Source organism: Bacillus sp. MUM 13 (assembly GCF_001866725.1).
Classification (GTDB): Bacteria; Bacillota; Bacilli; order Bacillales; family DSM-1321; genus Peribacillus.
In genome coordinates, this window is record NZ_MLYQ01000001.1 from 121,980 (window position 1) to 136,420 (window position 14,441).

Annotated in this window: 11 protein-coding genes; all 11 read left to right on the forward strand. The window is 41.9% G+C overall.

What is annotated here, in order from left to right; translation table 11 throughout:
• Positions 1-43 precede the first annotated feature (43 nt).
• The 11 genes from BIV59_RS00590 (at position 44) to codY (ending at position 13,957) form a co-directional block, all read left to right on the forward strand.
• Positions 44-1,405 (forward strand): PTS transporter subunit EIIC, encoded by a 1,362-nt coding sequence (locus BIV59_RS00590; RefSeq protein ID WP_071349487.1) that lies wholly within the window; start codon positions 44-46, stop codon positions 1,403-1,405.
• 142 nt (positions 1,406-1,547) lie between these two features.
• Positions 1,548-2,618, forward strand: coding sequence for a DUF871 domain-containing protein (locus tag BIV59_RS00595; protein ID WP_071349566.1), 1,071 nt, complete (start codon positions 1,548-1,550; stop codon positions 2,616-2,618).
• Positions 2,619-2,807: 189 nt separating this feature from the next.
• Positions 2,808-3,968, forward strand: a complete 1,161-nt coding sequence (sucC, locus tag BIV59_RS00600) for an ADP-forming succinate--CoA ligase subunit beta (RefSeq protein ID WP_071349488.1) — start codon at positions 2,808-2,810, stop codon at positions 3,966-3,968.
• Between the two features lie 20 nt (positions 3,969-3,988).
• Entirely contained in the window at positions 3,989-4,891 is a 903-nt protein-coding gene (gene sucD, locus BIV59_RS00605; protein WP_071349489.1) for a succinate--CoA ligase subunit alpha, read from the forward strand.
• A 164-nt stretch (positions 4,892-5,055) separates the two neighbouring features.
• The gene (gene dprA / locus BIV59_RS00610; protein WP_071349490.1) at positions 5,056-5,922 is read left to right on the forward strand and encodes a DNA-processing protein DprA; all 867 of its coding nucleotides are present in this window, start codon (positions 5,056-5,058) and stop codon (positions 5,920-5,922) included.
• A 373-nt stretch (positions 5,923-6,295) separates the two neighbouring features.
• Entirely contained in the window at positions 6,296-8,371 is a 2,076-nt protein-coding gene (topA, locus tag BIV59_RS00615; protein ID WP_071349491.1) for a type I DNA topoisomerase, read from the forward strand.
• A 273-nt stretch (positions 8,372-8,644) separates the two neighbouring features.
• Positions 8,645-9,952 (forward strand): FADH(2)-oxidizing methylenetetrahydrofolate--tRNA-(uracil(54)-C(5))-methyltransferase TrmFO, encoded by a 1,308-nt coding sequence (gene trmFO, locus BIV59_RS00620; protein ID WP_071349492.1) that lies wholly within the window; start codon positions 8,645-8,647, stop codon positions 9,950-9,952.
• Between the two features lie 60 nt (positions 9,953-10,012).
• A complete protein-coding gene (gene xerC, locus BIV59_RS00625) occupies positions 10,013-10,915 on the forward strand; it encodes a tyrosine recombinase XerC (RefSeq protein WP_071349493.1) in 903 nt (300 codons plus the stop codon).
• A 151-nt stretch (positions 10,916-11,066) separates the two neighbouring features.
• Positions 11,067-11,609: an ATP-dependent protease subunit HslV gene (gene hslV / locus BIV59_RS00630; RefSeq protein ID WP_071349494.1), complete on the forward strand. Its 543-nt coding sequence runs from the start codon at positions 11,067-11,069 to the stop codon at positions 11,607-11,609.
• A gap of 18 nt (positions 11,610-11,627) precedes the next feature.
• The gene (gene hslU / locus BIV59_RS00635) at positions 11,628-13,037 is read left to right on the forward strand and encodes an HslU--HslV peptidase ATPase subunit (protein ID WP_071349495.1); all 1,410 of its coding nucleotides are present in this window, start codon (positions 11,628-11,630) and stop codon (positions 13,035-13,037) included.
• A 140-nt stretch (positions 13,038-13,177) separates the two neighbouring features.
• Positions 13,178-13,957, forward strand: a complete 780-nt coding sequence (gene codY, locus BIV59_RS00640) for a GTP-sensing pleiotropic transcriptional regulator CodY (protein WP_071349496.1) — start codon at positions 13,178-13,180, stop codon at positions 13,955-13,957.
• Positions 13,958-14,441: the final 484 nt, after the last annotated feature.

Below are 14,441 nucleotides of genomic sequence, written 5' to 3' on the forward strand. Positions count from 1 at the left end.
GGATGCAGGCTTGTTCTGCAAAAGGGAGACAGGGGGGAAAAGTATGAGGAAAGAACAGAGGCTGGCTGAGGAGATTTCTGAAAAAGTTGGCGGAAAATCTAATATAAGCCGGATAGCTCATTGTATGACAAGGCTAAGGCTGGATCTTAAAAACGATGGGCTCGCCGATATCGGAGGCCTGAAGGATATTGAAGGAGTCATGGGGGTAATTGAAGACCAAACCCTTCAAATTGTAGTCGGTCCCGGTACAGTAAACAAAGTTGCGGCAGAAATGTGCAGCCTGACAGGCTTAAGCCTTGGTGAACATGATGAAATTGATGAAGGCACCGCAGAAAGGGTACACAGTGATATTAAAGCAAAAAATAATACGCCTTTCAAAAATTTGCTCCGCAAGATTGGAAATATTTTTATACCGCTTATTCCAGCTCTTGTAGCATCGGGCATAATAAACGGGATTGCTAACTTTTGCCTGAATGCAGGAGCAGATAAAAATAATATCATTCTGCAGCTCCTTCTCTTTATGGGAGGAGGGATATTTGCCTACCTGGGAGTTCTGGTAGGCTGGAATACCGCTAAAGAGTTTGGGGGCACCCCTGCTCTCGGGGCAATTGCCGGTATATTTGTTTTCAACCCTGCACTTGCAACAATAACCTTGTTTCATGAAGCACTTGTCCCGGGAAGGGGCGGATTATTTGCTGTTATTTTCGCAGCATGGCTTATGAGCGCAACAGAAAAAAGAATCAGAAAGATTGTGCCAAATTCTGTAGACATTATTATTACACCGCTGATTACGGTCTTATTTGTAGGATTCTTAACACTTTTAGCCATCCAGCCTTTGGCGGGCTATTTGTCAACAGGCATCACAACGGGGATAAAAGGCATTCTTGACATTGGCGGCGTCTTCGCAGGAGCAATTTTGGCAGGAACCTTCCTTCCTCTTGTTATGGTCGGGCTTCACCAGGGACTTACGCCGATTCATGCGGAGTTCATTACAAGCACGGGAGCCACTCCTCTGCTTCCAATACTTGCCATGGCCGGAGCAGGACAGGTGGGTGCAGCCATTGCTGTATTTACAAAAACAAAAAACAGAAAACTCAGAAATGTCATTAAGGGCGCCCTGCCGGTTGGCTTCTTAGGCATAGGCGAACCGCTTTTATACGGAGTTACCCTTCCGCTTGGCAGACCATTTTTGACAGCCTGTCTCGGAGGTGCTGCCGGAGGTGCTTTCCAGGCATTTGCAGGAACAGCGTCTGTGGGTATGGGGGTATCTGGTTTATCACTTATACCGCTGATTCAGGATAAATATCTGCAGTATATAATCGGCATCATTATCGCTTATTTAGGCGGTTTCATTTTCACTTATCTTTTTGGCTTTAAAGAAAGCATGGCAAAAAATATTAAGTGATAAAGAAGGGGAGAATTTTCTCTCCTTTTTGTTTGCTGAAATCCGCAAATGCTCCATAGATCTTTTTAAATACTTGGGGCTATTTAGATCATTGTACTTTCAGCACGGGGCAATTCATACGGATAAAAAGGAGATGGTTTACATGCTTGGAATATCTGTTTATCTCGGAAAGCAAAGCGGGAATATTCAGGAGAAATTTATAAGAGACATGTCACAGTCTGGATTCCGTTCCATTTTTACATCGCTTCATATCCCAGAGGATGATGCCACTCAGCATTTGGCTTTGCTTAAGGAATTGGGATGGCAGGCAAAGGAAAACGGCATGGAGCTTATTGCCGATATCTCACCTGTCACGCTTGAAAATTTGAACATCACTTATGAGAGTCTGCCTGATCTTCTGGAATGGGGGATAACCGGCTTGCGCATGGATTATGGGGTAGATCCCAAAGTGATAGCCCGCCTTTCAAAAACGATGAAAATTGCCCTTAATGCCAGTACGATTGACGATAGGCTTTATCAGGAATTAAAAGACTGCTCCATGGATTTCAGCATGGCAGAGGCGTGGCATAACTATTATCCGAGGCCGGAAACTGGTCTTGGGAAGGAAGATTTTACGAGCAGGAACAAATGGCTCAAGGAGAAGGGATTTACCGTTATGGCATTCGTACCCGGAGACGGAGTACAGAGAGGGCCAATTTTCAAAGGACTTCCGAGCTTGGAAAAACACCGTGGAGCTGATCCGTTTGAGGCCTTCTTAGAACTGAAACATGAATGTTTTGCTGATAAAGTATTCATTGGTGATTTAACTCTTAAAGAAGAGACTCTTAACAAATTCTCCATTTATGAAAAGAATCAGATTCCTTTGCGCTGCCGCATTTATTCGGATACACCCGAAACAAGGGAAATTCTCGCCCTTGACCATATTAACCGGACAGATTCTGCCAGGGATGCAGTACGTTCGCAAAATACAAGACCTTATGCTGCGGAAAAAAAGCTGGTTATAGAGCCTGTATCCCCTGCTGAGAGAAAAAAAGGAAGCATCACCATTGATAACCGGCTTTATGGCAGGTATCAGGGTGAGCTGCAGATAACTAAACGGGATCTTCCGGAAGATTCTTGTATAAATGTTATCGGGGAGGTAGTCGAGGAAGATCTGCCCCTGCTGCGTTTTGTAGGAGGAGGGCAGGCATTTATATTATTGGCCAAACAATAAAGATTTCTTCGACAAGTTTTAATATTTTGATAGGTTATAGTAGACAACTAATTATACTTTCTATACAATAATAGCGCAGTCTAATTTTGCAATTCAGCATTATTTGCATATGCTGAAGCAAATACTAGTTTAATACGAACATGCAGTATATTTTAAGAATGCTTTTTTAGTTGACAAGGAGGATGAAAGATGAATATCCATGAGTATCAAGGAAAAGAGATCCTCAGACAATACGGGGTATCTGTTCCCAATGGCCGTGTTGCATTTACTGTTGAAGAAGCAGTGGAAGCAGCTCAGGAACTAGGAACAAATGTTGTTGTCGTTAAGGCTCAAATCCATGCGGGAGGCCGCGGTAAAGCCGGCGGAGTCAAGGTAGCAAAGAATCTTGATGAAGCACGTACATATGCACAGGAAATTCTGGGGAAAACGCTTGTTACACACCAAACAGGTCCTGAAGGCAAAGAAGTTAAGCGTTTACTAATTGAAGAAGGCTGCGATATCAAGAAAGAATATTACGTAGGCCTTGTGCTTGACCGTGCGACTTCCCAGGTTGTGCTTATGGCATCCGAAGAAGGCGGAACTGAAATTGAAGAAGTGGCAGAAAAAACGCCAGAGAAAATCTTCAAGGAATATATCGATCCAATTGTCGGATTAACCGGCTTCCAGGCAAGAAGAATTGCCTTTAATATCAACATCCCTAAAGAACTGATTAATAAAGCGGTCAAATTCATGACCGGATTATATACAGCTTTTATTGAAAAAGACTGCTCAATCGCTGAAATCAATCCGCTTGTAGTTACAGGAGACGGTAATGTTATGGCGCTTGATGCCAAGCTGAACTTTGATGACAACGCTTTATTCCGCCATAAGGATATTATAGCGTACCGCGATTTGGAAGAAGAAGATCCAAAAGAGATTGAAGCTTCCAAATATGACCTCAGCTATATTTCACTTGATGGAAATATCGGATGTATGGTAAATGGAGCGGGCCTTGCAATGGCCACTATGGACATTATCAAGCATTACAGCGGAGATCCTGCTAACTTCCTTGATGTTGGCGGCGGCGCTACAGCAGAAAAAGTGACAGAGGCCTTTAAGATCATCCTTTCTGATAAAAATGTTAAAGGAATCTTTGTTAATATTTTCGGCGGAATCATGAAGTGCGACATCATTGCCACCGGCGTTGTTGAAGCAGCCAAGCAGCTTGGCCTCGAAGTTCCTCTTGTAGTGCGCCTTGAGGGCACCAATGTTGAGCTTGGAAAGCAGATTTTAAAAGAATCCGGATTGAATATCACCGCTGCAGAATCAATGGCAGACGGTGCACAAAAAATCGTATCACTTGTAGGATAACAGTCAGGGGGAACCAATAAATGAGCGTATTTATTAATAAGGACACTAAAGTCATTGTTCAAGGCATCACCGGTTCAACGGCTTTATTTCATACAAAACAAATGCTTGAATACGGAACACAGATTGTTGCCGGCGTAACACCAGGCAAAGGCGGCACAGAAGCTGAAGGCGTTCCGGTTTATAACACAGTCGCTGAAGCAGTGAAACAAACAGGCGCAAATGCTTCTGTAATTTATGTGCCGGCACCTTTCGCGGCAGATGCAATCCTTGAAGCTGTTGATGCGGAACTTGATTTGGCCATATGCATAACTGAACACATCCCAGTTCTTGATATGGTAAAAGTTAAGCGCTATATGGAAGGCAAGAAAACACGTTTGGTCGGACCAAACTGTCCGGGTGTCATCACTCCGGGTGAATGTAAAATCGGCATAATGCCTGGGTATATCCATACCAAAGGCCATGTGGGCGTAGTATCCCGTTCTGGAACTTTAACTTACGAAGCTGTTCACCAATTGTCACAGGCAGGGGTAGGACAGTCTTCTGCAGTAGGCATCGGCGGAGATCCTGTTAATGGAACGGATTTTATCGACGTGCTAAAAGCCTTCAATGAAGATCCTGAGACACATGCTGTTATCATGATTGGAGAAATCGGCGGAACAGCTGAGGAAGAAGCTGCACAGTGGGTTAAAGAAAACATGACGAAGCCTGTTGTAGGATTCATCGGCGGAAGGACTGCTCCAGCTGGCAAGCGCATGGGCCATGCGGGAGCTATCATTTCCGGCGGAAAAGGAACGGCTGATGAAAAGATCCGTGTTATGAATGAATGCGGAATCAAAGTGGCTGAAACACCATCCGTAATGGGTGAAACACTTATTTCAGTATTAAAAGAACAAGGCATCTACGAAACTTGCAAAACACATTAATGTAAAAATCGTCCCCCGGTGAACAGGGGGGCGATTTTTACACATTTAAAGCTGCCAAACATACTTTTGCGGCATATTTGGCGAAGAAGCATTAAGCCTTCATATGTCTTATCTTATATCAGGTCTTATCCCCGGAAAAATCCCCCATATAAGGAGTGGCCTTCATGGATATTAATCAAAAACTGATCCATTTGCATCATTGCCGCGGTGCAGGCTGGAAAACAATTAAAAAAATAATAAGCATCGATCCGTCACTTCAGACTATTTTCACCAGAACGCACGATGAATGGAAGCAAATCCTCCCCCTCCCCCAAAACAAATTGACAGAGTTCTACTGTGACCTTCATTCAATTAATATTCAAAAACTGTTGAAACAATATGAAAATAACGGTATTTCCGCTATAACGATTATAGATTCTGACTATCCCGAACTGCTTAAACAAATTTTTGACCCGCCATGGGTTCTTTATTTAAAGGGTGACAGCTGCTTATTAAACAGTAAGAACGGTTTAGGTGTAGTAGGAGCCAGAAAGCCTTCACAATACGGTGCAGAGGCTTTAAAAATGCTGCTTCCGCCTCTTATGAAGAAGAACTTTGTCATTATCAGCGGTTTAGCCGCAGGAATTGATGAAATTTCCCATAGGATTGCACTAAAGGAAAACGGGAAAACAATCGGTGTATTAGGGGGAGGGCACTTTCACATTTACCCGAAAAATAATATACCCCTGGGTATTGAAATTATGAAAAAAGGTGCCCTGATTTCAGAAATCCCTCCTTCAAGGAGGCCTGAACCCTGGATGTTTGCGGTGAGAAACAGGATCATCAGCGGACTGTCGAGAGGTGTATTTGTGGTTGAGGCCAAGATAAAAAGCGGTTCGCTGATTACAGCACAATGTGCTCTTGAGCAGGGAAGGGAGGTCTTCGCACTTCCAGGCAATATTATCAGCAAAGAATCAGAAGGTACAAATTTTTTAATTAAAGAAGGCGCGAAGCTGGTGCAGACAAGCTCGGATATTGAAGAAGAATTTTAAATTGCTTTGCTGCTGTATTCGTTCCATAGTCTCCTAATTAATGAGGGAATTATAAATATTTTACAAAAATCATAGGAATATAAGTTAAAAGGGTTGAAATTATTATAAAACTGTTATAAGTTTTGCAACAGGCACATCTTTTGCGGCAGCTTGAAATCAATATACTGTGTCCGTACAATGGCATAGATAGAAACTATATAATAGAAGAAACTTTTTTTACAAAAAATGAAAGTTAAGCTGCCTGAAAAAATGGATCACGCAAAGCCAATAAGCGGTAAAATCCTTTTCTTTATATAAAGAAACATTGACAAATGAAATTTTTATGATTAATAATAGTGAAGATTTATATTACCTCTTGAGGAGGACTTTTTGGATGTCAGAATACTTAGTGATCGTGGAGTCGCCGGCCAAGGCGAAGACCATAGAAAAATATCTTGGAAAAAAATATAAAGTGAAAGCTTCCATGGGGCATATACGGGATTTGCCGAAAAGCCAAATGGGTGTTGACGTTGAACATGAATTTGAACCTAAATATATAACAATACGGGGAAAAGGACCTGTTTTGAAAGAATTGAAAACCGCTGCTAAAAAGGCGAAAAAGATCTATCTCGCAGCTGACCCCGACAGAGAAGGTGAAGCAATTGCCTGGCATCTCGCCCACAGTCTTGATGTTGATGTTAACTCGGACTGCCGGGTGGTTTTCAATGAAATAACAAAGGATGCCATTAAAGAATCCTTTAAATCACCCCGCCCCATCAATATGAATCTTGTTGATGCCCAGCAGGCGAGAAGGGTTCTTGACCGTCTTGTAGGATATAATATAAGCCCTCTTCTCTGGAAAAAAGTAAAAAAGGGACTAAGCGCTGGCCGCGTGCAATCTGTTGCAGTCCGGATGATCATTGACAGGGAAAAAGAAATCACTGCCTTTATTCCAGAAGAATACTGGACGATTAAATCGGAATTTGCGAAGGGAAAAGAACAGTTTGAAGGTTCCTTTTTCAGCCTTGATGGCGAACGTATTTCCCTGAATTCTGAGGAAGATGTAAATAATGTCCTGGAAAAGCTAAAAGGCAATGATTTTACTGTTTCAGATGTATCTAAAAAGGAACGTAAACGGAATCCTGCTTCGCCATTTACTACATCTTCACTTCAGCAGGAAGCTGCAAGGAAATTGAACTTCCGTGCTAAAAAGACGATGATGCTTGCACAGCAGCTTTACGAAGGAATTGAGCTTGGAAAAGAAGGAACGGTTGGTCTCATTACATATATGAGAACAGATTCAACCAGAATTTCTGATGTAGCGAAACAGGAATCCAGGAGCTATATCGAAACAACATATGGCTCTGAATTCATTGGAAGCAATCAGAAAAAGGATAATAAGCAAAGTAATGCACAGGATGCCCATGAGGCAGTCAGGCCGACAAGCACGCTAAAAGAACCTGCCTCGCTGAAGGAATATTTATCCAGAGATCAATTCAGGCTGTATAAACTCATCTGGGAGCGGTTTGTTTCAAGCCAAATGGCCCCTGCTGTAATGGATACAATGAGTGTAGATCTGCAGAATGAAGAAGTACGGTTCAGGGCAAATGGCTCGAAGATAAAGTTTCCTGGCTTTATGAAGGTATATGTTGAAGGCACGGATGATGGAGTAGAAGAAAAAGATAATCTGCTTCCCGATCTGAAAAAAGGAGACAAGGTCTTCTCAAAAGACATTGAGCCAAAACAGCATTTTACCCAGCCGCCGCCACGCTATACGGAAGCAAGGCTAGTTAAAACGATGGAAGAGCTTGGTATAGGCAGGCCGTCCACTTATGCTCCGACACTGGATACCATTCAAAAAAGAGGATATGTCAGTCTGGATAACAAACGTTTTATCCCTACTGAGCTTGGTGAAATTGTCCTGGAATTGATTTTGGAATTTTTCCCTGATATATTAGATGCAGAATTCACTGCGAAAATGGAGCAGGAATTCGATAGTGTCGAAGACGGCAATACCCAATGGATTAAAGTGATTGATGAATTTTACCGGGATTTTGAAACACACCTTGCCAAAGCCGAGGCTGAAATGGAGAAGGTTGAAATCAAGGATGAACCTGCAGGCGAAGATTGTGAAGAATGCGGCCATCCGATGGTATTTAAAATGGGGCGCTATGGAAAATTCATGGCGTGCAGCAATTTTCCTGATTGCAGGAATACAAAGGCAATCGTCAAAGAAATTGGAGTGAAATGCCCGCTGTGCCACGAGGGAAATATCATTGAAAGAAAAAGCAAAAAACGCAGGATATTTTATGGCTGTGACAGATATCCAAGCTGTGAATTTATTTCCTGGGATAAGCCGCTGCCAAGATCCTGTCCTAAATGCGAAGGCACACTTGTCGAGAAAAAACTCAAAAAAGGCGTACAGGTTCAATGTATGCAATGTGACTACAAAGAATCGCCGCAGGCTTGATAAAAAAGGTGAGCGAGAGCTCGCCTTTTTCTTGTTGATTCACAAAAAGGGCAAAACTGGAATTTTTGGATTTTAACAGGCGAATTTGAGGCGCAAAACTGTTATTTTTAATAATTGGCACTAAATTGAACAAATCCAGTGGACAAGGTATTGAAAAAAGCTATATAATTCATCTTTGCCTGCTGATGTATTTTACTTTCTGAATTGAACTAAAACTATATAAAATTTGTAAATGTTCCTGTTTTATCATATCTTTGCATGGAGGTTCGTAAAATGAAAGAAGCTATCGTTAATGTAATCGGGGCAGGACTTGCCGGAAGCGAGGCAGCATGGCAGCTTGCCAAAAGGGGAGTAAAGGTTAATTTATACGAAATGAGGCCGGTAAAGCAGACACCTGCCCATCATACTGAAAAATTTGCTGAATTAGTCTGCAGTAATTCATTGAGAGCCAACACTCTGACAAATGCAGTCGGTGTATTAAAGGAAGAAATGCGTTACCTGGACTCTATCATTATTTCCTCTGCTGATGCCTGTGCGGTTCCAGCCGGCGGTGCACTTGCAGTAGACCGGCATGAATTTGCAGGAAGAGTAACGGAGCTGGTAAAAAACCATCCCAATGTAACTGTAATTAATGAAGAAATGACAGAAATACCCCAAGGGCCGACAATCATTGCCAGCGGTCCATTAACAAGTAAAGCACTTTCGGAAAAGCTTGCAGAAATCATGGATGAAGAGTATTTATATTTTTATGATGCTGCAGCACCGATTCTTGAAAAAGACAGCATTGATATGAATAAGGTATATTTAAAGTCACGGTACGATAAAGGGGAAGCCGCATATTTGAATTGCCCAATGACTGAAGAAGAATTTAACCGGTTTTATGAAGCGCTGATTGCTGCAGAAACTGTACCGTTGAAGGAATTTGAAAAGGAAATATTCTTCGAAGGCTGCATGCCGATTGAGGTAATGGCTTCTAGAGGCAAAAAGACCATGCTGTTCGGCCCTCTTAAACCAGTTGGGTTAGAAGACCCGAAAACAGGGAAGAGACCATATGCAGTAGTTCAATTGCGCCAGGATGATGCTGCAGGAACACTTTACAATATTGTCGGTTTTCAGACACACCTTAAATGGGGACCGCAAAAAGAAGTGCTTCAGCTTATTCCGGGACTTGAGAATGCTGAAATCGTACGTTATGGCGTTATGCACAGAAATACGTTCATAAATTCCCCTAAGGTGCTTAAGCCGACTTACCAGTTTGCCAATCGCGATGATTTATTCTTTGCTGGCCAAATGACTGGTGTGGAAGGCTATGTTGAATCTGCTGCTTCTGGGCTGGTTGCAGGAATCAATGCTGCAAGAATGGCCCTTGGTGAAGAACCGGTAGTTTTTCCGGCGGAAACCGCAATGGGAAGCATGGCAAAATATATAACATCAACAAACGCAAAAAGCTTCCAGCCGATGAATGCCAACTTCGGGCTTTTCCCTGAATTGGAACAAAAAATCAGAGGGAAAAAAGAACGAAATGAACAGCATGCACAGCGGGCATTGGAAACAATTCAGAACTTTATGAAAAATTTGTAAAATTATTTGCCTGCCGTTTTAAATTATGTTACTATTTAGTAGCCTTTGTGGGGTGTTTGCATGGCAGAAATAGATCAATGTGTAAAAGTGTTTATTGAATATCTCCAAATTGAGAAAAACAGTTCACACTATACAATTGAAAATTACACGAGAGACATCGGTGAATATACCTTGTTCATGAATGAACAAGGTATAAAATCCTTGTTATCCGTACAATATTCTGATGCCAGGCTATATTTGACCATGATGTATGAAAAAGGCCTTTCCAAAAAGACGGTTGCCCGGAAGACCTCCTGTTTAAGAAGCTTTTACAAATTCTTAATGCGTGAAGGACTTGCAGGGGAGAATCCCTTTGCCCTTGTTTCTCTTCCTAAAAAAGAACAAAGGCTCCCAAGGTTTTTGTATGAAGAAGAAATGAATCAGCTGTTTCAGGCAATCGATCAAAAGACGCCTTTAGGGCTGAGAGATGCTGCTTTGCTGGAGCTTCTTTATGCCACAGGTATCCGTGTGAGCGAATGCTGTGATATAAAACTCCTGGATCTGGATTTTTCGATGGGCACTGTCCTTGTGCATGGAAAAGGAAAAAAAGACCGTTATGTTCCAATCGGCAGCTTTGCTTCAGAGGCTCTCACTAAGTACATACAGAATTCAAGGCCGGAACTCATGTCATCCAAAACGAAAACCCATCCTTACCTGTTAGTGAATTTTCGGGGGGACCCCCTTACTGCCAGGGGGCTGCGTTATATCCTGAATGGCGTCATTAAAAAAGCGGCAGGTGAAGGAAAGCTTCATCCGCATATGCTCAGACATTCTTTTGCAACACATTTGCTTAACAATGGTGCAGATTTAAGGACCGTACAGGAGCTTTTGGGCCATTCCAAAATATCTTCCACTCAAATTTATACTCATGTTACCAAAGAGCAATTGCGGAAAGTATATAACGCATCACATCCAAGAGCATAAAGTGAAGCTCCGTCCGGAAATTTCTTTTCGTTTTCTCTGGCCGGCAGCTGAACTAACAGGGATTTGACGATTACTCCCCGCAAAGCTTCTCTGATAACTTTCATGTTTAAATCGGGGGATTATTAATGCGGGATAAAAAAGGAGAATTTTTATGGGTGAATTTCATGCAACAACGATATTTGCAGTCAAGCATAAGGGACAAAGCGCTATGTCGGGAGACGGACAAGTAACATTAGGAAATTCGGTTGTTATGAAGCATACTGCAAGAAAAGTCAGAAGGATCTTTCATGGAAAAGTCCTCGCTGGGTTTGCAGGCTCAGTTGCTGATGCTTTTACCTTGTTTGACATGTTTGAGTCTAAGCTTGAAGAGTATAACGGCAATCTTCAGCGTGCAGCAGTGGAACTGGCGAAACAATGGCGCAGTGATAATATTTTGAGGAAGCTTGAGGCTATGCTCATTGTCATGGATGAAAAGGATCTTCTGCTCGTTTCAGGGACTGGTGAGGTCATTGAACCTGATGATGGCATCCTTGCAATAGGATCGGGCGGCAATTATGCCCTTTCTGCAGGGAGGGCATTAAAACGCTTCTCGGGAGAAACTTTGACCGCAAAAGAAATTGCGCAATCCGCCCTGCAAATTGCTTCAGAGATCTGTGTATTTACAAATACAAACATTATCGTTGAAGAGCTGTAAGAGAGGAGCTGTTTCATAATGGCAAACAAAACGGATTTAACGCCTAGGCAAATTGTTGAAAAACTTGATCAATATATCGTTGGACAGCGGGATGCTAAACGCGCAGTTGCTGTTGCTTTGAGAAACCGTTACAGGCGGACCCTTCTGCAGGAAGAGCTCAGGGATGAAATAGTTCCAAAAAATATCCTGATGATCGGTCCGACGGGTGTAGGAAAGACGGAAATTGCCCGCAGGATGGCTAAGCTGGTAGGTGCCCCATTTATAAAGGTTGAAGCAACAAAATTTACAGAAGTCGGATATGTAGGCAGGGACGTTGAATCTATGGTCCGTGACCTGATGGAAACATCGATCCGGCTGGTTAAAGAAGAAAAAAAGGCAAACGTTAAGGAACGGGCTGAAGAAAACGCAAACCGCCGCCTTATTGAATTGCTTGTTCCTTCTTCTAAAAAGCAGGCAAATTTTAAAAACCCTCTAGAAGTCTTCTTTGGAGGGAATAATGAAAGTTCCCAGCAGCAGTCTGATTTCAGTGCAGAAGACAGCTCACTGTATGAAAAGCGAAGAGTGGTATCTGAGAAGCTGGCAAAAGGCGAACTCGAAAATGAGCTGATTACCGTAGAAGTTGAGGAGCAGCAGGCTTCTATGTTTGATATGCTTCAGGGATCCGGCATGGAGCAGATGGGTATGAACATGCAGGATGCTCTCGGAAGCCTGATGCCTAAAAAGAAAAAGAAGCGCAAATTAAAGGTAAGCGAAGCAAGGACGGTTCTGACAAATGAAGAAGCGGGCAAGCTGATCGATATGGATGAGGTCACACAGGAAGCCGTTTTCCGTGCTGAGCAAACAGGCATTATTTTTATCGATGAAATTGATAAGATTGCAAGCAAACAATCAGGAGGTTCATCAGCTGATGTTTCACGAGAAGGCGTTCAGCGTGACATCCTGCCAATCGTAGAAGGCTCTACCGTAGTCACGAAATACGGTTCTGTTAAAACAGATCATGTATTGTTTATGGCAGCAGGAGCATTTCATATTGCAAAGCCCTCAGATTTGATTCCAGAACTGCAGGGAAGATTTCCAATCAGGGTGGAGCTTGCAAAATTGACAGTGGATGACTTTGTCCGCATCCTTCACGAACCCGATAATGCCCTTATCAAACAATATATAGCATTATTGGAAACAGAAGGTATAGAAATTGAATTTTCTGACGATGCTATTCATAAGATTGCAGAAGTGGCCTTTGAAGTGAATCAGAATACAGACAATATTGGCGCCAGACGGCTGCATACCATCATGGAAAGGCTTTTAGAGGATTTATCGTTTGAAGCCCCTGAAATTTCCATGCAAAAAGTAACCATCACGCCTAAATATGTGGAAGATAAGCTAGGCTCCATTTCCCGCAATAAAGATTTAAGCCAGTTCATATTATAACCCGGGACGACAAGTTTCACTTTATAAACATAGGGTACAGTCACAATAAATGCCTGTTTCTCTTTATCAGTAAACACACCAAGATTAAATATTATATAAGAGCGGTACATGAAACAAGGATTTCTAGGAGGAACAATTAAATGAATTTATTAGGTAAAACAAGAAAAATCAATAGCATGCTGCAGAATGCAGCCGGCCAGCCAGTTAATTTTAAGGAAATGGCTGAAAGTCTCAGTGAAGTAATCGAATCAAATGTGTTTGTTGTTAGCAGACGGGGAAAGCTATTAGGCTTTGCAATCAATCAGCAGATTGAGAACGAACGCATGGTCCAGATGCTTGAAGACAGACAATTTCCAGAAGAATATACTAAAAATCTTTTCAATATCCAGTCCACATCTTCCAACTTGGATGTAAACAGCGAATATACAGCATTCCCTGTGGAAAACAAGGAGTTATTCGCAAGCGGCCTGACAACCATTGTTCCGATTATTGGCGGAGGCGAAAGACTTGGTACATTGATTCTTGCAAGGCTTGAAGAAAAATTCCATGACGATGACTTAATTCTTGCTGAATATGGCGCAACTGTAGTCGGCATGGAAATCCTTCGCGAAAAAGCAGAAGAGATCGAAGAAGAAGCAAGAAGCAAAGCAGTTGTCCAAATGGCAATCAGCTCGCTTTCATACAGTGAGCTGGAAGCAATTGAGCATATTTTTGAAGAATTGAAAGGAAATGAAGGCCTTTTGGTCGCTTCAAAAATTGCTGACAGAGTGGGAATCACACGTTCTGTAATTGTTAACGCGCTAAGGAAGCTGGAAAGTGCGGGAGTAATCGAGTCTCGTTCACTGGGAATGAAAGGGACATATATCAAAGTATTAAATGATAAATTCCTTGTCGAGCTTGAAAAATTGAAAAACCATTAAAAAACAGCCCTCGGGCTGTTTTTTTTTTGCCCAAACATCATTTGAAAGAGAAATACCTTTGAGAGTTTCCCTGCAAAAAAGTAATTATTATACGACCTTCAATCACTACTCAAGCTTTTGAAGGAAGATATCACTTGCCTTTTGAGATGGGCATTGAAGTCGAAGCCATATCAACAGTGGAATGAAATTGCCGAGAAAATGCATCCCTGCCTCTCGGAAAAAAATAAAAATAATACATAAATATCCTTATCATTTTAACAAATATATTGTAATATTATTTATTGTCAAAAAAATAAGCAGAAAGCATTATAAGAAGAGTATTGTAATGTTCAATATGTAGTAAAAGGTGCAGGGGAAATATAGTGAATTATGTCGAAGGGGGAAAAAAGGGCTACTTTACAGGAAAAAATAAGGAAAACTTATTGTAAATATTGGGTTTTAAAGGTATTAATTAACATTTATCGACAAAAATAGGCCTTTTATC